Source organism: Ensifer sp. GW101-20A05 (genome assembly GCF_059424735.1).
In genome coordinates, this window is the sequence record NZ_JBWKZT010000006.1 from 288,122 (window position 1) to 314,508 (window position 26,387).

The 26,387-nt window shown below is 63.2% G+C and carries 28 protein-coding genes; 11 read left to right on the forward strand and 17 right to left on the reverse strand.

Annotated features, from left to right (window positions below; all coding sequences use genetic code 11):
- The first annotated feature begins 110 nt into the window (after window positions 1-110).
- The 3 genes from AC070A_RS17815 (at window position 111) to AC070A_RS17825 (ending at window position 1,918) form a co-directional block, all read left to right on the forward strand.
- On the forward strand, window positions 111-791 hold the full coding sequence (locus AC070A_RS17815; RefSeq protein WP_112996765.1) for a LysE family translocator: 681 nt from the start codon (window positions 111-113) through the stop codon (window positions 789-791).
- A complete protein-coding gene (locus tag AC070A_RS17820) occupies window positions 788-1,366 on the forward strand; it encodes a hypothetical protein (RefSeq protein ID WP_218373491.1) in 579 nt (192 codons plus the stop codon). Before AC070A_RS17815 ends, AC070A_RS17820 begins: the two co-directional genes overlap by 4 nt.
- Before the next feature lie 144 nt (window positions 1,367-1,510).
- Window positions 1,511-1,918, forward strand: coding sequence for a VOC family protein (locus AC070A_RS17825; RefSeq protein WP_112996767.1), 408 nt, complete (start codon window positions 1,511-1,513; stop codon window positions 1,916-1,918).
- A gap of 21 nt (window positions 1,919-1,939) precedes the next feature.
- Here AC070A_RS17825 and AC070A_RS17830 read toward each other — a convergent pair whose 3' ends face one another.
- From AC070A_RS17830 to odc2, 3 genes are all read right to left on the reverse strand, one after another.
- Entirely contained in the window at window positions 1,940-2,566 is a 627-nt protein-coding gene (locus tag AC070A_RS17830) for a LysE family translocator (RefSeq protein ID WP_112996768.1), read from the reverse strand.
- Window positions 2,567-2,763: 197 nt separating this feature from the next.
- Window positions 2,764-3,354, reverse strand: a complete 591-nt coding sequence (locus tag AC070A_RS17835; RefSeq protein WP_112996769.1) for a GNAT family N-acetyltransferase — start codon at window positions 3,352-3,354, stop codon at window positions 2,764-2,766.
- 88 nt (window positions 3,355-3,442) lie between these two features.
- Window positions 3,443-4,582: an ornithine/lysine decarboxylase gene (gene odc2, locus AC070A_RS17840; RefSeq protein ID WP_218373492.1), complete on the reverse strand. Its 1,140-nt coding sequence runs from the start codon at window positions 4,580-4,582 to the stop codon at window positions 3,443-3,445.
- A gap of 694 nt (window positions 4,583-5,276) precedes the next feature.
- Here odc2 and AC070A_RS17845 point away from each other — a divergent pair.
- The 3 genes from AC070A_RS17845 (at window position 5,277) to AC070A_RS17855 (ending at window position 7,996) form a co-directional block, all read left to right on the forward strand.
- Window positions 5,277-6,170, forward strand: coding sequence for a LysR family transcriptional regulator (locus tag AC070A_RS17845; RefSeq protein ID WP_057254565.1), 894 nt, complete (start codon window positions 5,277-5,279; stop codon window positions 6,168-6,170).
- A 126-nt stretch (window positions 6,171-6,296) separates the two neighbouring features.
- On the forward strand, window positions 6,297-6,941 hold the full coding sequence (locus AC070A_RS17850; protein ID WP_058325269.1) for a DUF1007 family protein: 645 nt from the start codon (window positions 6,297-6,299) through the stop codon (window positions 6,939-6,941).
- On the forward strand, window positions 6,935-7,996 hold the full coding sequence (locus tag AC070A_RS17855; RefSeq protein ID WP_112996770.1) for a nickel/cobalt transporter: 1,062 nt from the start codon (window positions 6,935-6,937) through the stop codon (window positions 7,994-7,996). The genes AC070A_RS17850 and AC070A_RS17855 overlap by 7 nt, the downstream gene beginning before the upstream one ends.
- A gap of 21 nt (window positions 7,997-8,017) precedes the next feature.
- On the opposite strand, the gene AC070A_RS17860 is transcribed toward AC070A_RS17855, so the two are convergent.
- The 4 genes from AC070A_RS17860 to AC070A_RS17875 form a co-directional block, all read right to left on the reverse strand.
- Window positions 8,018-8,224, reverse strand: coding sequence for a hypothetical protein (locus AC070A_RS17860; RefSeq protein WP_093233560.1), 207 nt, complete (start codon window positions 8,222-8,224; stop codon window positions 8,018-8,020).
- A gap of 41 nt (window positions 8,225-8,265) precedes the next feature.
- Window positions 8,266-8,961, reverse strand: a complete 696-nt coding sequence (locus tag AC070A_RS17865) for a GNAT family N-acetyltransferase (protein WP_112996771.1) — start codon at window positions 8,959-8,961, stop codon at window positions 8,266-8,268.
- Window positions 8,962-9,061: 100 nt separating this feature from the next.
- The gene (locus tag AC070A_RS17870) at window positions 9,062-9,775 is read right to left on the reverse strand and encodes a tellurite resistance TerB family protein (RefSeq protein ID WP_058326862.1); all 714 of its coding nucleotides are present in this window, start codon (window positions 9,773-9,775) and stop codon (window positions 9,062-9,064) included.
- 219 nt (window positions 9,776-9,994) lie between these two features.
- Window positions 9,995-10,633, reverse strand: coding sequence for a 2-dehydro-3-deoxy-phosphogluconate aldolase (locus tag AC070A_RS17875; RefSeq protein WP_058326863.1), 639 nt, complete (start codon window positions 10,631-10,633; stop codon window positions 9,995-9,997).
- 202 nt (window positions 10,634-10,835) lie between these two features.
- Between AC070A_RS17875 and AC070A_RS17880 the strand changes: the two genes are divergently transcribed.
- Together AC070A_RS17880 and AC070A_RS17885 are read left to right on the forward strand one after the other, a co-directional pair.
- On the forward strand, window positions 10,836-11,309 hold the full coding sequence (locus AC070A_RS17880) for a CYTH domain-containing protein (RefSeq protein ID WP_058326864.1): 474 nt from the start codon (window positions 10,836-10,838) through the stop codon (window positions 11,307-11,309).
- On the forward strand, window positions 11,306-12,214 hold the full coding sequence (locus AC070A_RS17885; protein WP_112996772.1) for a CHAD domain-containing protein: 909 nt from the start codon (window positions 11,306-11,308) through the stop codon (window positions 12,212-12,214). Before AC070A_RS17880 ends, AC070A_RS17885 begins: the two co-directional genes overlap by 4 nt.
- A gap of 19 nt (window positions 12,215-12,233) precedes the next feature.
- Here AC070A_RS17885 and AC070A_RS17890 read toward each other — a convergent pair whose 3' ends face one another.
- Window positions 12,234-12,662, reverse strand: a complete 429-nt coding sequence (locus AC070A_RS17890; RefSeq protein ID WP_112996773.1) for a DUF3592 domain-containing protein — start codon at window positions 12,660-12,662, stop codon at window positions 12,234-12,236.
- Window positions 12,663-13,049: 387 nt separating this feature from the next.
- On the opposite strand from AC070A_RS17890, the gene trhO reads away from it, so the two are divergent.
- Window positions 13,050-14,006: an oxygen-dependent tRNA uridine(34) hydroxylase TrhO gene (gene trhO / locus AC070A_RS17895; RefSeq protein ID WP_112996774.1), complete on the forward strand. Its 957-nt coding sequence runs from the start codon at window positions 13,050-13,052 to the stop codon at window positions 14,004-14,006.
- A 226-nt stretch (window positions 14,007-14,232) separates the two neighbouring features.
- Here trhO and AC070A_RS17900 read toward each other — a convergent pair whose 3' ends face one another.
- The 4 genes from AC070A_RS17900 to AC070A_RS17915 all read right to left on the reverse strand — a co-directional run bounded on the left by AC070A_RS17900 (window position 14,233) and on the right by AC070A_RS17915 (window position 17,304).
- The gene (locus AC070A_RS17900; RefSeq protein WP_255571303.1) at window positions 14,233-14,640 is read right to left on the reverse strand and encodes a GFA family protein; all 408 of its coding nucleotides are present in this window, start codon (window positions 14,638-14,640) and stop codon (window positions 14,233-14,235) included.
- Window positions 14,641-14,752: 112 nt separating this feature from the next.
- Window positions 14,753-15,529 carry a MetQ/NlpA family ABC transporter substrate-binding protein gene (locus AC070A_RS17905; protein WP_112996775.1) on the reverse strand — a complete coding sequence of 259 codons (777 nt, stop codon included), beginning with the start codon at window positions 15,527-15,529 and terminating at the stop codon, window positions 14,753-14,755.
- 37 nt (window positions 15,530-15,566) lie between these two features.
- Window positions 15,567-16,232 (reverse strand): methionine ABC transporter permease, encoded by a 666-nt coding sequence (locus AC070A_RS17910; protein WP_057254555.1) that lies wholly within the window; start codon window positions 16,230-16,232, stop codon window positions 15,567-15,569.
- A complete protein-coding gene (locus tag AC070A_RS17915) occupies window positions 16,222-17,304 on the reverse strand; it encodes a methionine ABC transporter ATP-binding protein (protein ID WP_110880187.1) in 1,083 nt (360 codons plus the stop codon). Before AC070A_RS17915 ends, AC070A_RS17910 begins: the two co-directional genes overlap by 11 nt.
- A 413-nt stretch (window positions 17,305-17,717) precedes the next feature.
- Here AC070A_RS17915 and AC070A_RS17920 point away from each other — a divergent pair, with 413 nt between their 5' ends.
- Window positions 17,718-18,587, forward strand: a complete 870-nt coding sequence (locus AC070A_RS17920) for an NAD-dependent epimerase/dehydratase family protein (protein WP_057254553.1) — start codon at window positions 17,718-17,720, stop codon at window positions 18,585-18,587.
- 90 nt (window positions 18,588-18,677) lie between these two features.
- Here the strand turns inward: AC070A_RS17920 and AC070A_RS17925 are convergent, their stop codons facing one another.
- From AC070A_RS17925 to xylA, 4 genes are all read right to left on the reverse strand, one after another.
- Window positions 18,678-20,045, reverse strand: coding sequence for a GH1 family beta-glucosidase (locus AC070A_RS17925; RefSeq protein ID WP_112996776.1), 1,368 nt, complete (start codon window positions 20,043-20,045; stop codon window positions 18,678-18,680).
- Between the two features lie 148 nt (window positions 20,046-20,193).
- Window positions 20,194-21,375 (reverse strand): Gfo/Idh/MocA family protein, encoded by a 1,182-nt coding sequence (locus tag AC070A_RS17930; protein ID WP_110880190.1) that lies wholly within the window; start codon window positions 21,373-21,375, stop codon window positions 20,194-20,196.
- A 302-nt stretch (window positions 21,376-21,677) separates the two neighbouring features.
- Window positions 21,678-22,730: a sugar phosphate isomerase/epimerase family protein gene (locus AC070A_RS17935; RefSeq protein WP_113132248.1), complete on the reverse strand. Its 1,053-nt coding sequence runs from the start codon at window positions 22,728-22,730 to the stop codon at window positions 21,678-21,680.
- 291 nt (window positions 22,731-23,021) lie between these two features.
- The gene (gene xylA, locus AC070A_RS17940; protein WP_113132247.1) at window positions 23,022-24,332 is read right to left on the reverse strand and encodes a xylose isomerase; all 1,311 of its coding nucleotides are present in this window, start codon (window positions 24,330-24,332) and stop codon (window positions 23,022-23,024) included.
- Between the two features lie 155 nt (window positions 24,333-24,487).
- Between xylA and AC070A_RS17945 the strand changes: the two genes are divergently transcribed.
- Window positions 24,488-24,850 carry a nuclear transport factor 2 family protein gene (locus AC070A_RS17945; protein ID WP_112995980.1) on the forward strand — a complete coding sequence of 121 codons (363 nt, stop codon included), beginning with the start codon at window positions 24,488-24,490 and terminating at the stop codon, window positions 24,848-24,850.
- Window positions 24,851-24,888: 38 nt separating this feature from the next.
- Here the strand turns inward: AC070A_RS17945 and xylB are convergent, their stop codons facing one another.
- On the reverse strand, window positions 24,889-26,343 hold the full coding sequence (gene xylB / locus AC070A_RS17950) for a xylulokinase (RefSeq protein WP_112995939.1): 1,455 nt from the start codon (window positions 26,341-26,343) through the stop codon (window positions 24,889-24,891).
- Between the last annotated feature and the right edge of the window lie 44 nt (window positions 26,344-26,387).

Below are 26,387 nucleotides of genomic sequence, written 5' to 3' on the forward strand. Positions count from 1 at the left end.
GGCTGTCAAACCTCGCCTGGAAGAGCGGCGATCGTGCAGGCGCAAAAGACGATTGCGCACGCGCAAAAGCTGTGGGACGACTACGGCGCGGGAGACGCAGGGAGGACCCCATGACCGACATGACGATACTCGCATTCGCGCTGGTTGCCTTCATCGGCATCGCGACGCCAGGCCCGACGGTCCTGCTCGCGCTCACCAACGGCTCGCGCTATGGCGTGAAGCGCGCCACGGCCGGTATGCTCGGCGCCATGCTCTCGGATTTCGTGCTGATCGGCGCCGTCGCACTCGGTCTCGGCGCCCTGCTCGCCGCCTCCGAATTCTGGTTTACCGTCGTCAAATGGCTGGGCGCCGCCTACCTCGCCTTTCTCGGTATCATGCTGTTGCGGTCGAAAGGGACGATCCAGGTCGCAACCGAGGCAAGCGGCTCCGGTCATCCCGTTTCCGCTGTCGCCATCTTCCTCAAGAGCTTCCTCGTCGCCGTCACCAACCCGAAGGGCTACCTGTTCTTCACCGCCTTCCTGCCGCAGTTCATCGACGCCGCCGCGCCGCAAGCACCACAATATGCCATCCTGGCATTCGTCTTCGCCTCGGTCGATCTTGCCGTAATGTTCGGTTACGCGCTGCTCGGTGCACAGGCCGCGGCCTTCCTCAAGCACTCCGGCGCCGTCTGGCTCGATAGACTCTGTGGCGGCGCGCTACTGGCGCTCGCCGGCTCGCTCGCCCTCTATCGCCGCGCCACCGCCTGCTGCTTCGTCAGCACGTGCTCGCAGCCATCGCGAGTGGCGACGTGACCTTGGCCTTCCGACGCTGGACGAAGCCAACGGTCAGGGCCGGTGGTACGCTGCGCACCGCAGTCGGCGTTCTCGCCATCGATGCCGTCGACGAGATCGAGGAAGGCGCAATCACCGACGGCGACGCGCGCAAGGCCGGCTTTGCCGACCTCGGCGCTCTCTTGAAACAGCTTGCCGCTCGCCGCGATGGTCGCTGCTACCGCATCGCCTTCCACCGAGCCGGCGACGATCTGCGCATCACGCTGCGGGAAATGTCCGACTTCGGCAGCGAAGAACGGGCAGAGATCGGCCGCAAGCTCGATGACTTCGACCGCAGCGCGGGCATGGCCTGGACGATACCGGTGCTCACGCTGATCGCTGCCTGCGACGGAACCACCGCCACGGAATTGAGCGCCACCATCGGCATGGAAAAACTGAAACTCAAGACGCGCATCCGAAAACTGAAGGAACTCGGCCTCACGGAAAGCCTTGCCGTCGGCTATCGCCTGTCCGAACGCGGCCGCGCCTTTCTCAAGGGGGCAGTAACGCACAAAAAGGCGGACGGCGCCGAGGACACCATCCGCTTCTCGTCTTGAGGCACATGCGATCCACGGCAACACAGCGCGAACACCATCGTTGCGCGTATCGGTGGCTCCTTCTAATCCCGATTGCCACTGTTGCGTGCCTGGAGCAGGTGTGAGACGACTTGCCACCGAGACGGGCAAGGCGAGGAGACAGGCATGATCGGCTACACCATGGTCGGGACGTCGGACCTGAAACGTGCAGAGCGTTTCTATGATCCGCTGATGACGCTGATCGGCCAGGAACGCTGCTATTGCGACGAGCAGGTGTCCTCGTGGGGCCGAAAGGACGACGACAAGGCGCCGCGCTTCTTCGCCTGCTACCCCTTCGACACGCGTCCCGCCTCGGTCGGCAACGGCGCCATGACGGCCTTCCTGGTGGAAAGCGCCAACCTCATCGACCGCCTGTTCGAAACCGCAATGGAGCGAGGCGGCGGCGAAGAGGGAAAACCGGGCTTCCGCCCGCAATACGGAGACGGCTTCTACGCGGCCTATGTGCGCGACCCGGACGGCAACAAGCTTGCCTTCGTCTGCTACGACGCCCGCACGGAGAAAGATGCCGCCTAGTCGGTCCTTTGCCGGGCACCCCTAGCGTCGCGTCGACCAGCCGAACCAGATCGCCACGGCCGCGAGCATCAGTGCGAGCACACGTCGCACCAGTCGTTCGCGGGACGGTGAGTTGAGGACCGGCTCCAAAGCCCCTGCCAGAAGCACGATCGCGGCATGCACCGCAGTCGCGACGCCCACATAGATCGCAGCAAGCGTCAGGTTCTGCGGCAACAGCGGCCGGGCGTCGTCAACGAAGGTCGGCAGGACGGTTACGAAGAACAGGGCCGCTTTCGGATTGAGCAGATTGGTGATCAAGCCACGTCGAAAATAGAAGGATACCGGCTTGCCGCTCGGACCGGCCTCCTCGCCGTTGCCGTTCCAGGCGTCGAAGGCAAGATAGAGCAGGAAGCCGACCCCTGCCCAGCGAAGTGCGCCGTAGAGCATGTCCGACTGACCGACGAACTCGGCAACCCCGAAGGAGGCGGCGAAGCCCACGAGTGCCAGGCCGAGCGCGACGCCGGCAACGGTCGCCATGCCGGGCCGACGCCCCTCCGAGGCCGCAACCATGGCGAGGTAGGCCATGTTCGGCCCGGGCGTCAGTTCGATGATGAAGGATGTCAGCAGAAAGGGCAGCAGGGTCGCTGCCCCGAGAATGAACGGATCCATGCGGGAGATTTCCATGCACTTGCAACGAGGCCTTGTCCGCAAGGACAGGTCAGCGACGCCGCGTTGTCAAGGAAGATCACGAAATCATCGGGAGAGAGCGCCCGGCCCATGGGCGTCTGCCCCCTCACCGGTCGCATCGGACCAGCGAGGGAGCAGCGAAAAATCCGCCTCCGCAGGGTTGGAGGCGGAAAGGGGTATCAAGCCGCGCGGCGGACCGGCGGCATCGTCAGCTTACGGCCGCTGGCGACGATCAGGCCGGCAGCGCCCTCAAGCCAGTTGTCCCGAAGCTCGAGCGCCAGGAACCGGTTGCGCTCAAACGGGCCGGGCATGACGAGGTGCTGCGTGCGGCCCGCGAAGAAGCCGAAGCGCTCGTAATAGGCGGCGTCGCCCACGAGCAGGATCGCGCCATGGCCGCGGTTCTTGGCCTCTTCGATCGCCGCCCGCATCAGCATGCCGCCGATGCCCTTGCCCTCATGATCAGGATCGACCGCGAGCGGACCGAGCAGCAATGCCGGCAGGGCATGGTCTTCGCGGTTGACACCGGCTTCGACGTTCCAGAGACGCACCGTGCCGATCACATGACCGTCGATATCACGCGCGACGAAGGCGAGGCCCTCGGCCGGCAGCCGGCCACTGCGCAGCTTTTCCGACGACTTGCGGCGCCGCTCCGGCCCCATGGCACGGTCGAGCAGGTTCTCGCGCGCGACGACGTCGCCCGGATTTTCGGCATCGATTACAAATGTAGTGGGCGCAAAGAATGCGCGCAGGGCGTCAACAACAGCGGCCATCGGGGCCTCCCGTCATCAAAACCGCTTCAGGCGGACCGAACAAAAATTGTGAAATGGCGCTCCCGCCCGAAGACGGGAGCAAACCGGATCAGATCACGTAGGCCTTCAGCGGCTCGAAGCCGTTGAAAGCGACGGCCGAGTAGGTCGTCGTGTAGGCGCCGGTGCCCTCGATCAGAACCTCGTCACCGATCGAAAGCGTGATCGGCAGCGGGTACATGTTCTTCTCATAGAGCACGTCGGCCGAATCGCAGGTCGGGCCGGCGAGAACGCAAGGTTCCATTTCGTCGGCATCGCGCGCCGTGCGGATCGGGTAGCGGATCGCCTCGTCCATGGTTTCGGCTAGACCGCCGAACTTGCCGATGTCGAGGAACACCCAGCGATGGGCGTCGTTGTCCGACTTTTTCGACACGAGCACGACTTCCGCCTTGATCACGCCGGCGTTGCCGACCATGCCGCGACCCGGCTCGATGATGGTCTCCGGGATGTTGTTGCCGAAGTGCTTCTTCAGCGCACCGAAGATCGCCTGGCCGTAGGCTTCCGCCGTCGGGACGTCCTTCAGGTACTTCGTCGGGAAGCCCCCACCCATGTTGACCATCTTCAGCTCGATGCCGCGCTTGGCCAGCTGCACGAAGACGCGCTTGGCATCCGAGAGAGCCGCATCCCAGGCATCGAGCTTCGTCATCTGCGAACCGACATGGAACGAGACGCCGTAGGAGACGAGGCCGTGCTGATGGGCGTAGACGAGCACGTCGACGGCCATCTGCGGGACGCAGCCGAACTTGCGCGACAGCGGCCATTCGGCACCTTCGCCATCGGTCAGCACGCGGCAGAACACGCGGGCGCCGGGGGCCGCACGGGCGACCTTCTCGACTTCCTCGTGGCTATCGACCGCAAACAAGTTGATTCCAAGCGCATGGGCGCGGGCAATGTCGCGCTCCTTCTTGATGGTGTTGCCATAAGAAATGCGGCTCGGGGTCGCACCGGCATCGAGCGCCATTTCGATTTCAGCGACGGACGCGCAATCGAACGAGGAGCCGAGACCGGCGAGAAGGCGCAGGATTTCCGGCGCCGGGTTGGCCTTGACGGCGTAATAGATCGAGCTGTCGGGCAGCGCGTGGCGGAAGGCCTTGAAGTTGTCGCGCACGACGTCGAGGTCGACAACGAGGCATGGGCCTTCGGGTCGTCGGGTGTTGATGAAGTCGATGATGCGTGCCGTGGTCATGGCCATATTCCCCTGATCCAAAATGCTCCGCTTTCGCGGAGGACAAAGGGCATACGCGCACATGCGCTGGAACCAGCCGGTGGAGACCCCGGAACCATGCATGCGCTCGATGCGCGAACGGTGAATCAAAGCCCGCCTAGGCTTCAATTCGGCTTTGTCTGCCATGGATTGGAGGGGATAACCCAACCGCACTTCCGGCAATGAAGGTGTGCCTCTTCAGTAACCCCGGCTGTTGGAAAGCCGGCAGACACCAGAAAGGCCCGCACCGTCGTTGCTTCAAGATGTCCTCGCATTTCCCGGTTGGCCGGAATAGCGACTGGAGGGGTTAGTTCCAGGTACCTTACCGATACCCTCACCTAATCGAGGGTCGGCGGACACCCACAGGCACGTGCGACTTTGGGCAAGGGCGTAGGTAAGAAAAAAGCCTGTCGCAATCAAGAGTTTTTTCGCACTGGCAGTTGAATTTTTTTCCAAGCAGGCAAAACTGGCGGTGTTCACAAACATTGAACGATCTGCGCCGGATCGATCACTGCTGTAAATTATTGAAAAGGGTCATTATTTTCAGCATGCGCCGGTATCCGCCGAAACCGGTGCATCAGGCGCAAGCGACGGACAACCTGCCGTCGGCATCATCGGCGCGAAAAGAGGCGTTCGCATCGAATCGGCGCAACGCGATTGAGAGCACGAAAGAAAGATTGCCATGGACACACTCACCCGCATCCGCGCCTTCATCGACGTCGTGGACGCCGAGGGGTTCTCGGCCGCCGCCAGGCGCGTCGGCAAGTCGAAGGCGCTACTTTCGAAATATGTGCGCGAACTCGAGGACGAGCTCGGCGCGCTGCTGCTCAACCGCACCACCCGGCAATTCTCGCTGACCGAAGCCGGCCATACCTACTACCGCACCGCCTCGGAAATCCTGAAGGAGATCGACAACCTTGCCGATCTCGTGCGCGCCAACAACTCCGACCTGAAGGGACGGCTGCGCATCACGGCGCCGCGCACTTTCGTCGATGCCGAGATCGGCCAGTCGCTCATCGACTTCGGCAAGCAGCATCCTGAGCTCTCGCTGGAGATCGTCTCGGACGACCGCTTCGTCGATCTCGTCGAGGAAGGCTTCGACGCTGCCATCCGCATTACGCGACTGGAGGATTCCACGCTTATCGCCCGCAAGCTCGACGATTTCCAGGTGCTGATCTGCGCCGCGCCGGAGTTTCTTGAGAAATCCGGCCCGATCGAACACCCGACCGATCTTTCCAAGCTCCCCTGCATTCTCGACACCAATGGCCGCTCCTATTCCAACTGGCGCTTCGTCGAGCCCGACGGCTCGGCCTTCACCGTTCCGGTCAGCGGCCCGATCGAGGTCAACAGTCCGCTTGCCGCTCTGAGGGCCGCCGTCTCCGGCATGGGCGTCGCGGTCATTCCCGATTTCATTGCCCGGCCGAAGATCGCGGCGGGCGAACTCGTGACGATGTTTGACGATTTCCTGCCGCGCGACCGCGGCATCTATGCGATCTATCCGCATCGCCGCTATTTGCCGGCCAAGGTCAGGACGCTGGTCGATTTCCTGCATGCCTGGTTCCGCAAGCCACGCTGACCGCCTCTGCACCACCGAAGCTGCCGCCGGCGCATGTGATCGGCCAAGTCCCAATTCCGTCCCATTTCCGGTACATTCCCGGAAACGAATCGCGGGAGATCGCCCCGCCGAAAGGATTGCCGTTTCATGAGAACCAAACGCCTCATCATGGCCGGCCTTGCCACCCTGCTTGCGCCGTCGCTGGCCCTTGCCCATCCGCACATCTTCGCGGAAGCGCGGCTCGAGGTGGTCTCCGACGACAAGGCCGAAGTCAGCGAACTGCGAAACGTCTGGCGTTTCGACGAGCTGTTTTCGTCGAGCGTGGTGCTCGATTTCGACAAGAACTCGAATGCGATGCTTGATCCGGACGAACTGGCGGAAGTCGGCCAGACCGTGCTGGAGTCGCTGTCTGAGTACAATTACTACACGACGATCCTCGACAACGGCAAAACCATCAAGGTCAACAAGCCGGACAGCATCACCGTCGACTACAAGGACGGGCAGCTCATGATGATGTTCGCCGTCAAGCCGGCCGAGCCGATGCCGCTCAAGGGCAAGCTTTCCTTCGGCGTCTATGATCCGACCATGTATACGGCGATGGATTTCGCGACCGACAACGACCTGACCGTCGTCGGCGAGAAGATCAACGCCTGCGAGCACAAGGTCGTCCGCCCTGATCCGGACGAGGTCCTCGCCGAGAACAAGGACACGCTGACCGATGCCTTCTGGAGTGATCCGACCGGCACGGACATGTCGAAGCTCTTTGCAACCAGGATAGAGATCACATGCTGAACACCTGCAGGATCGGACGTCTGGTCACGGCAGCGCTCATCGTCACGGCGCTGTCCGCAACGCTTGCGGCGGCCCAGTCGCCGCTCGGCATCGGCACGGCCGAGCCTGCATTCAAGACGACCGGCTTCCTCGGCGGTTTCTTCGCCTGGGTGAACATGGAGCAGCAGGGCTTCTACCGGTTGATGACCAACGCGTTGAAGGGCATGCGGGAAAACCCCTGGCAGCTCTGGTCGCTGGTCGGGCTCTCCTTCACCTATGGTGTCCTTCATGCCGCCGGCCCCGGCCACGGCAAGGCGGTGATCTCCTCCTACATGATCGCCAACGAGACCGAGCTGAAGCGCGGCGTAATGTTGTCGTTCCTTTCCTCGATCTTGCAGGGGATCGTCGCGATCCTTTTGATCGGCGCCGTCTATCTGCTGCTGCGCGGTTCGTCGATCAACATGACCACGGCGACGCGGTGGTTGGAAATCGCCAGCTACGCGCTCATTGCCGCTTTCGGCGGATGGCTGCTCCTGCGCAAGCTGCGGTCGATGCTGCGCCCGGTCGCCGTGGCCTCAGTCGCCGGCGGCGGGCATATCCATCTCGCGCACGATCACGACCATCATCACCACGATCACCATCATCACGACCATCACGAACACGGCGGTCACCATGGGCACAGCCATGGCCCTGGCGAAGTCTGCGCGAGCTGCGGGCATGCGCACGCCCCCGATCCGTCGATGCTGAAGGGCGATCGTTTCGCGCTCCGGGAAGCCTGGTCGGCCGTTATCGCCGTCGGCCTGCGTCCCTGCTCCGGCGCGCTGATCGTGCTCTCCTTCGCGCTTCTGAACGGGCTCTATCTCGGCGGCGTGCTGTCGGTCTTCGCCATGTCGATCGGCACGGCGATCACCGTCTCGATCCTCGCGACCATGGCCGTCACTGCCAAGGGCTTTGCGCTCCGCTACGCCTCAAGCGGCTCTGCCGCCGCCCGGATCTCGAATGGCATCGAGATCGCCGGTGCAGCCTCGGTTCTTTTGCTTGGATTGGTGCTTCTCGGCGCAGCCCTGCAGAGCTGAGGCTCTGGCAGGAAGCGATCGTCAAAGCCCGCGCTTGCGCTGGTAGCGGGCCCGGAGCCAGAAGAGCAGGAAAAAGGCCAGTACGAAGATCACGCCGAACGCGGCGGCAAGCCAGGGCGAGATGTCGCCAAGCTTCAGCATGATCGACGGCAGCACGAAGAAGCCGAGGCCGGCGACGACGAGAATGATCGCAGCGGCGATCGCCGGTGACTTTTCCTTGTTCTGCATGACTTCCCTGCTGTTGTCTGGTGCGACCGAGCGTCAGGCGCCTACTTGGACGCCTTCCGCTCCAAGTCCGCACGTATATCTTCAAGCCGCCGCTTCTGGCGACCATCCTCATCGAAATTATCAGCTGCGAGCCAGGTTTCGAATGCGGCATTGAGCAGCGGCCATTCGCTGTCGATCATCGAGAACCAGGCCGTGTCGCGGTTTTCGCCCTTGGAGATCATGTGCTGGCGGAAGATGCCCTCGAACGTAAAGCCGAGGCGCGCCGCCGTGTTGCGGCTTGCCATGTTCTCGCTGTGGCATTTCCATTCGTAGCGGCGATAGCCGAGATCCTCGAAGACGTGTTTCGCCATCAGGTAATGGACTTCGGTCGAGAGCGGTGAGCGCGCCATGGCGGCGCCATGGGCGACGGAGCCGACTTCAACAACGCCATTGGCGGGATCGGCGCGCATGTAATTAGCCATTCCGACGACGATACCCGTCGCTTTGTCGCGAAACACTTCGGTGACCCAGCCGGATTTCTCCTGCGCCGCCGTCAGCCAGGCGTCGAATCCTTCAATGTCCTTGAAGTCCGGCTGCGTGAAATACTTGAGCAGCGGATTGATCGCCATGCCGCCGAGACCGTCCCAGAGGTCCTGAAGATGCCGGTCACGCTCATAGGGCTCGAGCTTGACGAAGCGCCCTTCGAGCGCGACGCCCTTCGGCGCCGGGCATCCTTTCCAGTTCTTGAGATCACGCATCGGCCGCTCCTCCGTTACCCCTTGCACTTCGCAATAGGCCAGAGTGGCGACCGATACAAATTCAAACTGGTTATGAACCCATGAGGATCAGGCGAGGATGCTAGGCCGTCGCCGGCACCTTGGCGGCCGAAACGGTCGCTTCGATGTGATCGACCAGCGCATCCGGAAGGCCGAGGCGGCCGGCCAGCAGGTCGAGATAGCCACGCTCCGCACGCGTCTCCGGCTCGATCGTCAGGCGCGATGCGGTATAGACCTCGACGCGCTCTTCTTCCGTCTTGGCCGCACCGACGATCGCGTCGATATCGACAGGATTGGCAAGCTCGTTTTCGAGGAAGGCGGCGGCATCGGCCGAAAGGCCGGCGACCGACAGCTTGTCCATGATGTGCTGACGCTCGGCCTCGTCGATGTGCCCGTCAGCGCGCGAGGCCGCGATCATCGCCCGCACCAGCGTCAGCGCGAAGTCGTGGCTGACGGCCTCCGGCGCAGACGCGAAGCCGGAATCGGCCGGCGGCGGCAGGAGTTCCGGTTCCCCCTTGGCAACGGTTGCGCCTCCCGGCGTGTTGCCGGCCTGATAGTTCTTGTAGGCCTGGTAACCGAGACCCGCGATGGCCGCGAGGCCACCGAGCACAGCGGCATTGCCGGCCAGCTGGCGACCAGACTTGGTGCCGAGCAGGACCGCGGCGATGGCGCCTGTCGCCAGCGGATTGTCCTTGGCAAGCTGCGTCGCCTGGGTCGCGCGATCGCGCACCGTGCCGCCGGCACCGGGCACCTGCGATCCCAGAAACTGATCCAGCAATTTCTTCGCGTCGAACATCGGGTTTCGCTCCTTGTCGGTTGGATTGTCGGTTCCGGGCGGTTGAGATCAAACGAAACGGAGCGCCGCCCGCGCTCGCGCCGTCGAATGGATTGAGACATAGGAACGTTGCAGGGGAAATACAAATTCGCGCCAGGCGCGTGTGACGAAGAACACCGCGACCAACGAAAAAAGCCGGGCTTACGCCCGGCCTTCAAATGTAGAAACAGTGCTTCCCGTTCAGCCCTTGAGGGCGAAGGCTTCGGCCGCAAGCTTGGTGATGCCGGCCCAATCGCCCTTGGCGACCAGATCCTTCGGTGCGACCCAGGAGCCGCCGACGCAGACGACGTTCGGCAGCGTCAGATAGTCGCGCGCGTTGGAAAGCGAGATCCCGCCGGTCGGGCAGAACATCGTGCCGGCCAGCGGCGAAGACAGCGACTTGAGATAGGCGGCACCACCGGCCTGTTCCGCCGGGAAGAACTTCATGACGTCGTAGCCTTCTTCGCGCAGGCCCATGACTTCGCTCGCCGTCGCGGCACCCGGCAGCAGCGGCACTTCGTGGTCGTTCGCGACATCGATCAGTTCCTGCGTCGTGCCGGGGCTGACGATGAACTTCGAGCCGGCTTCGACAGCCGCTTCGAATTGCGCGGCATTGAGGATCGTGCCGGCGCCGGCAACCGCGCCTTCCACTTCGTTGGCAACCGCGCTGATCGCTTCGAGCGCTGCCGGCGTGCGCAGCGTGATCTCGATCGCCCTCAACCCGCCGGCAACCAGAGCGCGCGCCAGCGGCACGGCGGTCGCGACGTCGTCGATCACGAGGACCGGAACGACCGGCTGCAATTTGAGGATGGAAAGAAGCCTGTCGGTTTTCGCGCTCATGCCGATCGTCCTTTTTAAAACGATTGAATATGCCCTCCGCATACTCCGCCGGCCACCGGTTGTCGAGACCCAAGGGCGCAAGTGTGCGGCATTCTCATGTAAGCTGAAGATAAAATATTACCTACAACAAAGAGATGACTTGAGCCTTCGCACGAAAGCGATAGTTTGATGACGGCGAGCCTATCGAAATGGCGGATTATCCATGGCGAAGGAAATAGAACGCAAGTTTCTGGTCGCGTCCGACGCGTGGCGAGAGCATGCGGACAAGGGCATCGACCTCAGGCAAGCCTATGTCGTCACCATGGACGATCGCTCGCTGCGCGTGCGCATCCACGGCAACAAGTGGGCGCGCCTCACCATCAAGATCGGCAAGTCGGCGCTGGTCAGAAACGAATATGAATACGATGTACCGATGGACGACGCTCGCGAGATGCTGACGCAGGCGGTCGGCATCGTCATCGAGAAACGACGATATCGCGTGCCATACAGGGGCTTCGTCTGGGAAGTGGATGTCTACGAAGGCGCGCTCAAGGGCCTGGTCGTCGCCGAAGTGGAGATGAAGCGCGAGACCGACTTGCCGGCGCTGCCCAATTGGATCGACCGCGAAGTCACCGGCGACCGCCGTTATTCCAACCAGGCACTTGCCACAGAGGGGCTGATGGAACCCCAATCATGACCTACGCCTTCCGGCCCGGACGGCCGTTCACCAACGATTTCCGCGCCATTGCCGCCGAACAACTCACGCAGGCGGTCATGACCCTCGAAGACCGCCCTGATGGCCTCCATGAGGCCATCCATGAGGCCCGCAAGAACTTCAAGCGTCTGCGTTCGCTCTATCGGCTCGTTGCCGCCGACGCGCCGCAATTCCAGAAGCACGAAAACACGCGCATTCGCGACATGGCCCGCAATCTCTCAACCGTCCGCGATGCGGCAGCGCTGGTGGAAAACGCTCAATACCTGAGGGCATCGGCTGCCAGCGTCGAACAGGAGAAGGCTCTCACTCACATTTGCAAGCGGCTGGAGAAACGCCGCGACCGCATCGCTGCCTGCGAGACCGACATCGAGGACCGCGTTGCCGCAACCATCGTCACTTGTGAACACGCCCTGCAGGCACTGGCGCAAGTCTCTTTTGACGATCGTCGCCGCAGAACCGCCGCCCGGCTGACGAAAGGCTGGCAGCAGACGCTCAAGCGCGCCGCCCGCGCCAAGGAAGCCTGCGGCTCGAGCACCGAAGCCGGCGCCTTCCACGAGTTGCGCAAGCGGGCGCAGGACTACCGCATGCATCTGGGACTTATGCGCGACACCTGGCCGTCTGCTATCCAGGCCAAGCGCAGCGAGGCCAAGATGCTGGTCGACACGCTCGGCCACCTCAACGATCTCGCCGTCATGATCCAGTTGATCAACGAAGATCCGGCGCTGGCCGGCAACAGCCAGGACCAGGCCCATCTCATCGCCGCCGTCATTGCCCGGCAGGAAACCTTGCGAGACGACGCGTTGACACTGGCAGCAACGGTCTTCCAGGAGCAGCCCGACGAAGAGAGCCGGACGATCCGTCTGCTCTGGCTCGACGCCGCGCGCTAGCTGGGGCTCCCCGCTGTATTCAGCCGTCGAGCACCACCGCCAGGAAGACAAAACCCGCGGCGACGATCAGAGACACCACGTACAGCAACATGCGCCTTAGGGGTCTGCCGGCGAGATGGGCACGCCCTGGGGTCTGAGGGTCATAGCGTACGTCGACGCTTGTCCCGACGGGCTCGCCTGAATGAGGAAGCTCGGAGTCGAATTCGTGTGTGCGTCCCGCCCCGTCTGTGAACCGAATGATGGCGGTGTCGTAGTCCTCCCCACTCGACACTTGGACGATCCGTCCCTTGGTCGATGTTCCACGACGCCGAAGCAGCGCGTCACGCCGCAGCTTCCATGCGATATCCAACGCAAGTCCCACGCCGACGACCGAGAAAAGCAGACGGACCAAGCGAAAGTCCTCGGCTAACCACACATAGAGCGTGCTAAGGACGGCGCTCAGGTCCATGCCAGCGGCATTCGGATAGGATCGGGGGATCTGCCTGCGTGTACCCTGGCGCAGGAGTCTTCATTGTTACGCACCTTAGGTTTGCATGGCTCAGGGCCCCAAGTGATCTGCGTCTCCTCCCAGCTGGCGGTCCCGCTCTCTCGCGCATTGATCTCGCAAACAGCAGCGCGCTCGCGCAATTCCTAAATCGCGCCTCCACCCTTTTGAGTTGCATATTAGCATCCAATTGTTTCTTGAACATGATGCGGAACCAAGACGCGATGCGATCCCGCCTGCGGTTTCCCGCCGGTTCATTCAACTCGTTTCATCGTGACCTGCAGCGACAGAGTGCCCCCTCTCGCCCGCCACGATTGCGCTTGCGGCGCGAAAGCTGTATTTGCACCGGCCATGACCGACATTTCCACCACCCCGCGCCCTGAGACCCATGGTGAGACCCACGGCCAGTTTCTGGTCGCCGCGCTCTATCATTTCGCAAGCTTCCCGCGCTTCGCCGAATTCCGCGAACCGCTGCAGGCCGTCTGCGACGAGAACGGCGTCAAGGGCACATTGCTCATCGCCCATGAGGGCATCAACGGCACGATCGCCGGCACGGATGCCGGCATCGCCACGGTGCTTGCCTTCCTGCGCGCGCAGCCGGAGCTTGTCGCATTGGAGCACAAGGAAAGCCGCGCGTCCTCGATGCCGTTTCTGCGGATGAAGGTGCGGCTGAAAAAGGAAATCGTCACCATGGGCGTCGAGAACATCGACCCCAACAAGATCGTCGGCACCTATGTCGATCCGAAAGACTGGAACGCGCTGATCTCCGATCCCGAGACGATCGTCATCGACACGCGTAACGACTACGAGACGGCGATCGGCATCTTCAAGGGCGCGGTCGATCCGCAGACCAAGACCTTCCGCGAATTTCCGGACTGGGTGCGCAACCACACCGGCCTGCACAACAAGCCGAAGATCGCCATGTACTGCACCGGCGGCATCCGCTGCGAGAAGGCGACCGCCTTCATGAAGGAACAGGGCTTCGACGAGGTTTATCACCTCAAGGGCGGCATCCTGAAGTATCTCGAGGAAGTGCCGCAGGAAGAAAGCCTGTGGGAAGGCGCCTGCTTCGTCTTCGACGATCGCGTCTCCGTGACCCATGGCCTTGAAGAAGGTGAGCACACGCTCTGCCACGCCTGCCGGCAGCCGCTGACCCCGGCCGATCTCCTGTCGCCGCACCATGAGGACGGCGTCTCCTGCATCCATTGCCACGAGGTCCGCACCGACGAGGACCGCGAACGCTACCGCCAGCGCCAGAAGCAGATCGAGCTTGCGGAGAAGCGCGGCGAACGCCACCTCGGTAGCTGAAGCGGGCTTCGGAGAAATCCCCCTCATCCGCCTGCCGGCACCTTCTCCCCGCAAGCGGGGCGAAGAGACTTGCGGTACCGCGCCAGTCCGCCGATCAAACTCCGATACGTGACGGCCGCTTTCAGGCCACGGGCAGCGAAGGTTCCGGCACGACGGCCGCTGTTGGGCACGTCCCCTCGCCCCGCCTGCGGGTAGAGGGTGAGGGGCAAATCCGCTGTCGCAGCAGCTAGCCCGGTAACGCCTCGCACTCCTCCAGCGCCAGCGCACTGCGGTCCCATTCATGCCGGCTGCGGGTAAAGATCGCATCGGTCGGCTGGAACACTGAGGGATCGTCGAGCGTGCCGGCATAGATCGACACGCGTGGATCCCCTGGCGGGCCTGAGCCGAAGACCTGACTGCCGCAGGTTTCGCAGAAATAGCGGACCGACACATTGCCGTTTTCGGCGCGTGTCTCGTAGCCGCGGCAGGTGCCTGACATTACCACGTTCGCGCGATCGAGGATCATGTAGCAGCAATGGCCGGTTCCGGTGGTGCGCTGGCAATCGCGGCAATGGCAGAACCCGGAATAGATGGGTTGCCCCTTCGCCTCGTAGCGGATTGCGCCGCAGAGACAGCCGCCTTTCATCACACTCATGTCGTCTCCTCCTCAAAGCGTGAGGAGGATAACCGGGCGAAACTTGCGGTCAAAGAAAAACCGCGCTCCGGGATTGCAGCGCGCGGTCCATTTTTCCGTTCGAAAGGAGCTCTTACCAGCTCGGGATCAGCGCGCCCTTGAAGGTGTCGTTGATGAAGGCCTTCACCTTCTCATCATGGTAGGATTCGACCAGCGTCTTTACCCACGGCGCATCCTTGTCGGCCTTGCGCACGGCGATGACGTTGGCATAGGGCGACTTCTCGCCTTCGATCGCGATCGCGTCTTTCTTCGGATGCAGGCCGGCTTCCATCGCATAGTTGGTGTTGATGACGGCCGCATCGACGTCCTGCAGCGAGCGCGGCAGCTGCGCCGCATCAAGCTCGGCGAAGGTGATGTTCTTCGGGTTCTCGGTGACGTCGGCAGGCGTAACCTTCAGGCCGGCCTCTTCCTTGACCTTGATCAGGCCCTTGGAGGCGAGAACCAGCAGCGCGCGGCCGCCATTGGTCGGGTCGTTCGGGATGGCGATCGTCGCGCCGTCCTGGAGTTCGTCGAGGCTCTTCACCTTCTGCGAATAGACACCCATCGGCGTGGTAATCGTGGTGCCGACGCTGACGATCTCGAAGCCGCGATCGGCGATCTGGTTGTCGAGATAGGGCTGGTGCTGGAACGAGTTGGCGTTGAGATCGCCATCGGCCAGAGCCTGGTTCGGAACGACGTAGTCGGAGAATTCGAGGATCTCGATGTCGAGGCCCTTGGGTGCCGCGACTTCCTTCACCTTCTCCATGATCTGGGCATGCTCGCCCGGCGTGACGCCGACCTTGATGGTCTCGGCAAGCGCCGTGCCGGCGGTAAGAGCGGCAATCGCTGCCGCGATGATAAGCTTCTTCATGGATGTCTCCTTGTTCACGTTCAGTCTTGGGAGGAAATCAGGTCTTGCGGTTTTTCTTGTCGAAGCGCCGCGCCAGGCCGTCGCCGGCGCTCTGGACGAGTTGCACCAGGACGATCAGCACGATGACAACGACGAGCATTACGTCGGGCATGAAGCGCTGGTAGCCGTAGCGGATGCCGAGGTCGCCGAGCCCGCCGCCGCCGACGGCCCCGACCATCGCCGAATAGCCGATGAGGCTGACGGCCGTCATCGTCAGTGCCAAGGTCAGCGCCGGCCGCGCCTCCGCAAGCAACACCTTGAAGACGATCTGCATCGGGGTCGCGCCCATGGCGCGCGCCGCCTCGATCAGACCCTTGTCGATCTCGCGGATCGCCGCCTCCACCAGACGCGCGACGAAGGGGATCGTCGCAATGGTCAAGGGCACGATCGCCGCCTTGGTACCGATCGAAGTGCCTGTGAGAAGCCGAGTGAAGGGAATGATGGCGACGACCAGGATGATGAACGGCGTCGAGCGCGTGGCGTTGACGATCAGCCCGACGATGCGGTTCAGCGTCGGCGCCGGGAAGAGTTCGCCCTTGCCGCTGGTCGCGAGAAAGATGCCGATCGGCAGGCCGATCAGCGAGCCGATCAGGCCGGCGACTGCGACCATGTAGATCGTGTCGACGGTGGCGCCGCCAATGCGCAGGAGAATATCAGGCGACATAACCGAGCACCTCCGTGACCAGACCGTTTTCGGCAAAGAAGCGTTCGGCGCGCCCGGACGTCTCGGCATCCGCGCCATAGGCGACGACCAGCGAGCCATAGGGCGCGCCGCCGATTTCGTCGATCGTTCCGGCGATGATGTTGACCTCGGCGCCGACAGACTTGATCAGCTGTGAGATCAGCGGCCTTTCGGCCGCCGCACCAAAGAAGGTGAGCCGCACGACGGCACGGTCTCCAGGTGCGGGCTGGGCTTTGAGCGCCCGGGCCACCGCGTCCGGAAGCTTGGAGCCCGGCAGGCCCGAAAGCAGCGCCCGCGTCGTCTCGTGCTTCGGATGGGTGAAGACGTCGAAGGTATGACCGCGCTCGACGATGCGGCCGTGGTCGATGACGGCGACGTCAGAGGTCACCGCCTTCACCACTTCCATCTCATGGGTGATGAGCAGCACGGTCAGGCCAAGCTCGGCGTTGATGCGCTTCAACAGGTCCAGGATCGACTGTGTCGTCTCCGGGTCGAGGGCGGAGGTCGCCTCGTCGGAAAGTAGCAGCTTCGGCTCCGTCGCAAGCGCCCGGGCGATGCCGATGCGCTGCTTCTGCCCGCCGGAAAGTTCGGCCGGGTAACGCCCGTGTTTGTCGGCAAGGCCGACGAGATCGAGCAGCGGCCGGACGCGCTGTTCAATGGCGCGTTTGTCCATGCCTGATATCTCGAGCGGCAGCGCGATATTGCCGAACACGGTGCGCGAGGAGAGCAGGTTGAAGTGCTGGAAAATCATGCCGACGTTGCGGCGAAGCGTGCGCAGCGCCGCCTCGTCGAGCCCGCCGACATCGACGCCGTCGACCAGCACCTTCCCGCTGCTCGGCTTCTCCAACCCGTTGACCAGCCGGATCAGCGTCGATTTGCCGGCGCCGGAACGACCGATAATGCCGGTGATTGAACCGCGATCGACCGTCAGCGAGACGTTGTCGAGCGCGGTGAAGGCGCCGCTTTGGCCGGAGGCGGGGAAATGCTTGGAAACGCCGTCGAAGACGACGGCTGCGTCAGCCGGTGACGTGGCTTTCAAGGCGGAAACGCTCATCGTTCGGAGATCCCCGAAAGAGGCGCAGTCGGAATGTGCGGATACATTAGGTGCTCTCGGATGTTCAAAACTCGTGATCCCGGCAAAGTCGGGATGGAAGGCGCGTCCGGTCAGGCCGACATTCGACAACGCATTCGGAACAGGGAGCACTTCTCTAGCATCAAGAAACCAGTCAGTTCAACTTTGGCGCCGCATGGCCCGCATGCGACATAATCTACGGCTCTTATGGAGAACTGCCGCTGGATGTTACAGACATGATTTTCCGCAATAGGAAGGAGATCGGCAAAACCATGCTCTTTTGCTGCACTGGGTGCCGCATCCCGCAGATCGCCATCTTGGAAATCCTTGTTTGAACGGACTGCACCCGACCGCATTTCATGCTAACGGGCAGGAACAGGGTTACGAGGTAAGAAATGCGCATCGTCTTGACCGGAAGCTCGGGCCGCATCGGCCGGGCGATCTATAACGCGCTCGCCGCAGACCATGATGTCATCGGCATCGACCGCACGCCTTTCGGCACGACCGCGATAGTTGGCGATCTCGTCGACGGCGAATTGCTGGAGCGGGCCATGGAGGGGGCGGATGCCGTGATCCATACGGCAGCACTGCATGCGCCGCATGTGGACATGCTCGCCGACCAGGAATTCGAACGCGTCAATGTGATGGGCACGCATCTGGTGATCGCTGCCGCCCAGGCGACGGGTGTCGGCCGTATCGTCTTTACCAGCACGACGGCTCTTTACGGCCACGCGGTCACCGCCGGAGGCTGCGCCTGGATCACCGAGGAGACACCGCCAAAGCCGCACACCATTTATCACCACACCAAGCTTGCGGCCGAAGCCCTACTTGAAAATGCCGCCGACCGTGCCCTGCATGTGCGGGTATTGCGCATGTCGCGCTGTTTCCCGGAGGCGGCCGACCGCGTCGCGAGCTATCGCTTGCACCGTGGCATCGATGTGCGCGACGTTGCGGCGGCGCATGCGGCGGCACTCGACAACGGCGGCCCTTTCTTCCAGCGTTACATCATCTCTGGCGAAACGCCGCTGCTTCCGACCGATTGCCGCCGTCTGGCAGAGGACGCCGCAAGCCTGTTGCGCGAACGCGCGCCAAAACTGTCGCAGGCTTTTGCGGATCGCGGCTGGCCGCTGCCCGCCACGATCGACCGGGTCTACGACCCGAGCGCCGCAATCGAGAAGCTCGATTGGAAGCCGCGCTACGGTTTCAAGGAAGTGCTGGCCCAGCTCGACCGGCAGAGCCTCGAGGTCCTGCCGGTCCGGTGGTGATCTTGGGGTAACGCAAATCCGGGAGAACCGTTTCGCGTTCTTCCCGGAGTTATGCTTGATGCGGGTCGGCTGAAACCACGCGCCCAATTGTCAGGCGTGGTTGCCCTTCGGGAACTCTTCGGCGAGCGCCTGGTACCAGTGACCGCTCTTCTTGATGGTGCGCACCTGGGTATCGTAGTCGACATGGACGATGCCGAAACGCATCTTGTAGCCTTCGGCCCATTCGAAATTGTCCATCAGGCTCCAGGCGAAGTAGCCGCGCATCGGGTAACCCTCGGCAATCAGGTCGGCCGTGACAGACAGATGGTCGGCGATGTAGTCGAGTCGCGGCTGGTCGTCGACGATGCCGTTTTCGACACCCATGTTGTAGCAGGCGCCGTTCTCGGTGATGTAGCAGTCGGGCAGCTGGTAGGTCGCGTTGAGCGTCCTGACCAGGCTACCGAGCGCCGGTGCGTAGACCTCCCAGCCGATATCCGTCTTGGTCTCGCTCACCGCCTTGGCGTTGATCGTCGCCGGGTACTCCGCACTCTTCGCCGGGTCGGCGCTGACCCGCATCGGCGTGTAGTAGTTGAGCCCCCACCAGTCGAGCGGCCGGGAGATCGTCTCCATGTCGCCGTCTTCGATCGTGGGCATGCGGTGGCCGAGCGCGCTCATGAAGCTCTCGGGGTATTCGCCTCTAAAGATGGGGCCGAAGAAGACACCATTGTGGAAGTCGAAGGCCCGTTCGGCCGCTGCCATGTCGGCCTTGCGGTCGCTGCCGGGATACACGGAGTGCGCATTGATGACGATGCCGGCAGGCAGGTTCGGCCGCTCCGAGCGGATGGCATCGACGCCGAGCCCGTGCGCCAGATTGGTGAAGTGCAGCGCGTGAAGGGCTGCATCCATGTTGCGCTCGCCCGGCGCATGGATGCCGTAGAGATGGCTCAGCCACACCGAACACCACGGCTCGTTGAAGGTCGCAACCGCGTCGAGACGATCGCCGAGACGGGCGGTCACCGTCTTGGCGTAACGCTGGAAGGCGTAGGCCGTCGTGCGCGCCGTCCAGCCTCCCTCGCCCATCAGCGCCAGCGGCAGATCCCAATGGTAGAGCGTGGCGAATGCCCTAATGTTGCGGGCCTTAAGCCCGTCGACGAGACGGTCGTAGAAATCGAGCCCCTTTTCGTTGATCGGGCCGGTGCCTTCCGGAATGATGCGCGGCCAGGCGATCGAGAAGCGGTAAGCCTCGACGCCGAGGCTCTTGATCAGGTCCAGATCCTCGTCCAGCCGGTTGTAGTGGTCGCAGGCGACATCGCCATTGTGCCGCCCGAAGACACGGCCCGGCATGTTGGAAAACGCGTCCCAGATCGACGGCTTCCGCCCATCGGCCTTGGTGGCACCTTCGATCTGGAAGGAGGCGGTCGCCACCCCGAATACGAAGTCGCCCGGGAAGCGCTGGGCCAGGATCTTGGGATCGGTCATCTCTCTGCCTCGTCTTGTTCCGGCCCCGCCGGAAACGGGACCATGTTGCTTTCTTTTGTTTCGCGGCCGACCTAAAGCCGTGTTGGCAAATGTCAACTCGCGAAAAAGGGCGGGAATGCCCCGCCCTTTCGCCGATTCTTGTGCTCCGCTACACCTTTACCCACGCACCATTTCGTTTGGATGACTGGACGCAAGCGTCGACGAAGACCATGCCCTTCATGCCGTCATCGATGGTCGGGTAGGTGACGGCGGCATCGACCTTCTCGCCCTTGCGCTTGGCGAAGATGGCGCGCGCCGCTTCCGTGTAGATATTGGCAAAGCCTTCGAGGTAACCTTCCGGATGACCGGACGGAATCCGGCTGACGCGGTTTGCCGCAGCACCCGCCCCGGCACCCGCCCGGGTGAGCAGTCGCTTCGGCTCGCCGAACGGCGTGTGCCAGAGATAGTTCGGGTCCTTCTGCGTCCATTCGAGCCCGCCCTTGGTGCCGTAGACGCGCACCATCAGGCCGTTCTCGTGGCCGGGCGCGACCTGGCTGCACCAGAGCAGCCCCTTGGCCCGCTCACCGTCCTTCGCCTTGAAGCGCATCATCACATGCGCATTGTCGTCGAGCTGACGACCAGGAACGAAGCTGTCGAGATCGGCCGAAAGCTCCTCCAGTTCGAGACCGGAGACGAAGGCGCCGAGATTATAGGCGTGCGTGCCGATATCGCCGGTCGAGCCGCCGGCGCCCGAGCGCGCCGGATCGGTGCGCCAGGCCGCCTGCTTCTGGCCGGACTGCTCGATATTTTCGGTCAGCCAGTCCTGCGGATATTCCATCTGCACCAGCCGCACCGCGCCGATCTCGCCATTGGCGACCATCTCGCGCGCCTGGCGGACCATCGGATAGCCGGTGTAGTTGTGCGTCAGCACGAACAAGGCATCGCTGTCCTCGGCCGCCTTCTTCAGCTTCTTGGCGTCGGCAAGCGTCGAGGTCAGCGGCTTGTCGCAGATCACGTGGATGCCGCGCTTCAGAAACTCCTTGGCAGCGGCGTAGTGAACGTGGTTCGGCGTGACGATCGCCACCGCCTCGATGCCGTCCTTCAGCTTGGCTTCGCGGATCGCCATCTGCTTGAAGTCGGAATAGACGCGCGACGGGTCGAGCCCGAGCTCGCGGCCCGAGCTTTCCGCCTTTTCCGGCGTCGACGACAAGGCGCCCGCCACCAGTTCAAAGTGATCGTCGAGCCGTGCCGCGATACGATGCACTGCGCCGATAAAGGCGCCGGAGCCGCCGCCCACCATGCCGAGCCGGATGCGGCGCTCGCGCTTCTCGCTCGTTCCTTCGATTGCCATTTGAATTCTCCCCTGTTTCCGTTCGTGTGTTTTGCTTGTTACGCGTGATCGTTCGCGAGAATTGCCCCTCATTCGCGCGGTGAGGGCAGCCCCTCATCCGCCTGCCGGCACCTTCTCCCCGCACACGGGGAGAAGGGACTGGATGCGCCCGCTCGCCAGGCCCCAAGCAACTCTCTCTGAGAGCGCTGCAGGTGCAGCCGCAGCCACAGTCCGCGTCCCCTCTCCCCGCAAGCCGGGAGAGGGTTAGTCCTCGGGTTAAACCCGAGGAGAGGGGCAGTCGGACCCTCAGGTCCCGCCCTGCTTCAGATCCCCAGCATGCGCCGATTGGCCGCCTCGTCCGTGCCCGCTCCGGCAAAGTCGTCAAACGCCTTCTCCGTCACGCGGATGATGTGGTGCTTGACGAAATCGGCACCCTCGCGCGCGCCATCCTCCGGGTGTTTCAGCGCGCATTCCCATTCGACCACGGCCCAGCCGGAAAAATCATTGGCCGCCATCTTCGAGAACACCGCGCCGAAATCCACCTGGCCGTCACCGAGCGAGCGGAAGCGCCCGGCGCGGTTGACCCAGCCCTGATAGCCGCCGTAGACGCCCTGGCGTCCGGTCGGATTGAACTCCGCATCCTTGACGTGGAACATGCGGATGCGGTCCTTGTAGATGTCGATGTTGTCGAGATAGTCGAGGCACTGCAGCACGTAGTGCGACGGGTCATAGAGCATGCAGGCGCGGGCGTGGTTGCCGGTGCGCTCCAGAAACATCTCGTAGGTGATGCCGTCGTGCAGGTCCTCGCCCGGATGGATCTCGTAGCAGACGTCGACGCCACAGTCCTCGGCATGGTCGAGGATCGGTTTCCAGCGCTTCGCCAGTTCGTCAAAGGCGGTCTCGACGAGGCCGGCCGGCCGCTGCGGCCAGGGATAGACGAAGGGCCAGGCAAGCGCGCCGGAAAAACTCGCCATGGCGTTCAGCCCGAGGTTCTTCGAGGCGGTCAGCGCCAGCTTCACCTGTTCCACCGCCCATTGCTGCCTTGCCTTGGGATTGCCGCGCACTTCCGGTGCCGCAAAACCATCGAAGGCCTCGTCATAGGCCGGATGCACGGCAACGAGCTGGCCCTGCAGATGGGTCGAAAGCTCGGTCACCTCGACGCCGTTGTCGCGGGCCTTTCCGGCAAACTCGTCACAATAGGTCTTCGAGGTCGCGGCCTTCTGAAGATCGATCAGCCGCGCGTCCCAGCTCGGCACCTGCACGCCTTTGTAGCCGCAGTCGGCCGCCCATTTGGTGATCGCGTCCCAGGAATTGAACGGTGCCGCATCGCCGGCAAATTGCGCAAGAAAGAGCCCTGGACCCTTGATCGTCTTCATCCCGATTTTCCTCCCGATGAAACGGCCATTGATGATGTCGGCCTATCCGGTCAGTCGGCGACAAGGAGGTACAATGGCACCTTGTTTTCGCCACAACTGGCGGACCTGAAACGTTGCAGGCGCCAAAGCTAGCAGATTTTTAACAGGGGGCAACTGGCGAAGGCGCAGATTCCCGAGAGATTTGTAATCGATTTCATGTGGCAGCCCCACCTGTCTCGCCGGCACCACGCAGTCGTCGCAAACCGACGGCCCGGAGAGACCGGGCCGCCGCGAGCAACCTCGCGAGAGTGCTCAGACGTAGCGGTTGACGACGTTTTCGAGCAGTTCCTGCTTGCCGGACTTCGGCTGCGGGTTGAGATCCGATTTCAGCACCCAGGCTTCGATCTCCTCCAGCGAGAAGCCGCCGTCGAGCATCTTCTTGGCTTCCGGCACCTGCCAGCCGGCATAGCGCTGATTAAGCGGTGCCGAGAGCGCCTTGTCCTCGATCATCTTTGCCGCTGCCTTCAGACCACGGGCGCAGCAATCCATGCCGCCGATGTGACCGATCAGCAGGTCTTCCGGGTCGATCGACTGGCGGCGCAGCTTGGCATCGAAGTTGGTGCCGCCGGTCTTGAAGCCGCCGCCTGCGAGAACCTGGTAGTAGGCGAGCGCCATCTCCGGCACGTTGTTCGGGAACTGGTCGGTGTCCCAGCCGGACTGGTAGTCGTTGCGGTTCATGTCGATCGAGCCGAAGATGCCGAGCGCATTGGCAAGCGCCAGCTCGTGCTCAAAGGAGTGGCCGGCAAGGATCGCATGGCCCTGCTCGATGTTGACCTTGACCTCGTTTTCGAGACCGTAGTTCTTCAGGAAGCCGTAGACGGTCGCGACGTCGTAGTCATACTGGTGCTTGGTCGGCTCCTGCGGCTTCGGCTCGATCAGGATCGCGCCCTTGAAGCCGATCTTGTGCTTGTACTCGACGACGAGATTGACGAAGCGGCCGAGCTGGTCGAGCTCGCGCTTCAGGTCGGTGTTGAGCAGCGTCTCGTAGCCTTCGCGCCCGCCCCACAGCACATAATTCTGGCCGCCGAGGCGCTTGGTCGCGTCAAGGCAGGTCTTCACCGTTGCCGCGGCGAAGGCGAAGACATCCGGGTCCGGATTGGTGGCCGCACCCGACATGTAGCGCCGGTTGGAAAAGAGGTTCGCCGTACCCCAGAGCAGGTTGACGCCGGTCTCGGCCTGCTTCTTCTCGAAATGATCGACGATCTCGTTGAGGTTCTTGGTGTTCTCCGCAAAGCTCTTGCCTTCAGGACGCACGTCCGCGTCATGGAAGCAGTAGAAGGGCACGCCGAGCAGATCGAAGAATTCGAAGGCGACGTCGGCCTTCAGCTTCGCGGCGTCCATGGTGTCCTTGAACCAGGGGCGCTCGAAGGTCTGGCCGCCGAAGGGATCGCCGCCCGGCCAGACGAAGGTGTGCCAGTAGGCGACGGCAAAGCGCAGGTGATCTTCCATGCGCTTGCCGAGAACGACCTCGTCCTTGTTGTAGTGGCGGAAGGCGAGCGGGTTGGTGCTGTCAGGGCCTTCATACTTGATCTTGGCGATATCGCCGAAAAATCCTGTGCTCATGGGTTTGGCTCCTCTCAAGGATGATGCGAATGGGATGGATTTCGGCCGGCGTCGCCCGTTCGATAGGCGCGGCCATTACGTGGAAGGTAATTGGTTTCATTCCCTCGTCCGGCGATAGCCGGGGCATCGAAACGCCAAACGAAAGGAACACTTCGATGCACGACTTCAACGCCATCGCCGAAGCCTACATTGCCGCCTGGAACACAACCGACGCCGCCGCCCGCTCGGTGCTGATCGAGAAGGCGTTCACCGCCGACGTCGCCTACTGCGACCCGATCATGCAGGGCGACGGCCATGCCAGCATCGATGCGCTGATCGCCGGCGTCCAGGGGCAGTTCCCCGGCTTCCGCTTCACGCTGAAGGGGGCTGCGGACGGTTATGCCGACACGATCCGCTTTTCCTGGGCGCTCGGCCCGGAGGGCGTTGCCTCTGTTATCGAAGGCACGGATGTCTGCCAGGTCGAGAATGGCCGCCTGAAGACGATCACCGGCTTTCTCGACAAGGTCCCCGCCCGCTGAGCGGCCGGCACTCGAACCGGATCCGCGGTGCAGCGTCGTCACGACGCCGCACCCTTGATCGCCGGATAGAGCCGGCGATAGCGCTGGTAGCTCGCCTCATAGACTGAGACCAGCGGCGCTTCCGGCGCGATGGTCTCGGCCGTGCGCGGCGCGTAGCAAGTCGCCACCGGATCCGCGCCCGTCGCGGCAATCAGGCCCAGGCGGGCTGCCCCGAAGGCAGCTCCGAAATCACCGTCGGCGGGCAAATCGACAGGCAGGTCGAGCGCAGTGGCGATCGATTTCAGCCAGTAGCGCGAGCGCGAGCCGCCGCCGATCGCGGTCACCCGCGACAGCGTCGTGCCGGCGGCACGCAAGGCCTCCAGGCTGTCGCGAATGGCGAAGGACACGCCTTCCATCACCGCCTGGGTCAGCACCACCCGGCTGCTTTCATGCCCGAGCCCGACGAAGGCGCCGCGGATCGCCGCATCGTTGTGCGGGGTGCGTTCACCTGAGAGGTAGGGCAAGAACGTAACGCCGGTTGGCGCCTTGATGGTATCGCCGAGTTCGGCGCTCAAGTCCGCTGCACTGCGTCCGGCGATGCCCGAGTACCAGTTGAGCGCATCGGTCGCCGACAGGATGACGCCCATCTGGTGCCAGGTGTTCGGCAGCGCATGGCAAAAGGCGTGTACGGCGCTTTCCGGATTGGGCAGGTAGCTCGCATTGGCGGCAAAGAGCACCCCCGAGGTGCCGAGCGAGACAAAGGCATGCCCTTCGCCGACAGTGCCCATGCCGCAGGCAGACGCCGCATTGTCGCCGGCACCGCCGGCAACCACGGCATTGCCCGAGATACCCCAGCGCCCAGCGAGTTCCGGGCGTAACGTTCCGGCCGGATCGGTCCCTTCGACCAGGCTGGGCATCTGCTTCTCATCCATCCCGGTGGCGGCAAGCAGGCTCTCCGACCAGCACCGCTTGCCGGTATCGAGCCAGGAGGTGCCGGCGGAATCGGACATTTCCGACATATGTTCGCCGGTCAGCCATAGGCGCAAATAGTCCTTCGGCAACAGTACCCAGCGCACCCTGGCAAAGATCTCCGGCTCGTTGGCGCGCACCCAGGCGAGCTTCGGCGCCGTAAAGCCAGGAAAGACGATGTTGCCGGTGATCGCCCGGAACTGCGGGTCGGCGTCGAGCGCTGCCGCCTCGCGGAAGCTGCGGGTGTCGTTCCAGAGGATGCAGGGCCGAAGCACCCGGTCGTCGGCATCGATAAGCGTCGCACCGTGCATCTGGCCAGAAAGGCCGATGCCGCGCACGGCTGCAAGTTCCCTGGGGTGCGCTGCCTTCAGGCCGGCAATCGCCTCCTCGGTTGCTCGCACCCACTCGGCCGGGTCCTGCTCCGACCAGCCGGGATGCGGCCGCGAGACGTCGAGCGCGCCGGAGGCCGAACCGATGATGCGCTGGTCGCCATCGATGAGCATTGCCTTGACGCCCGAGGTGCCGAGATCCAGTCCGAGATACATGCTTGCCTCCATTGAGCAATTCCAGACCGGTTTGCCGTCCGGAA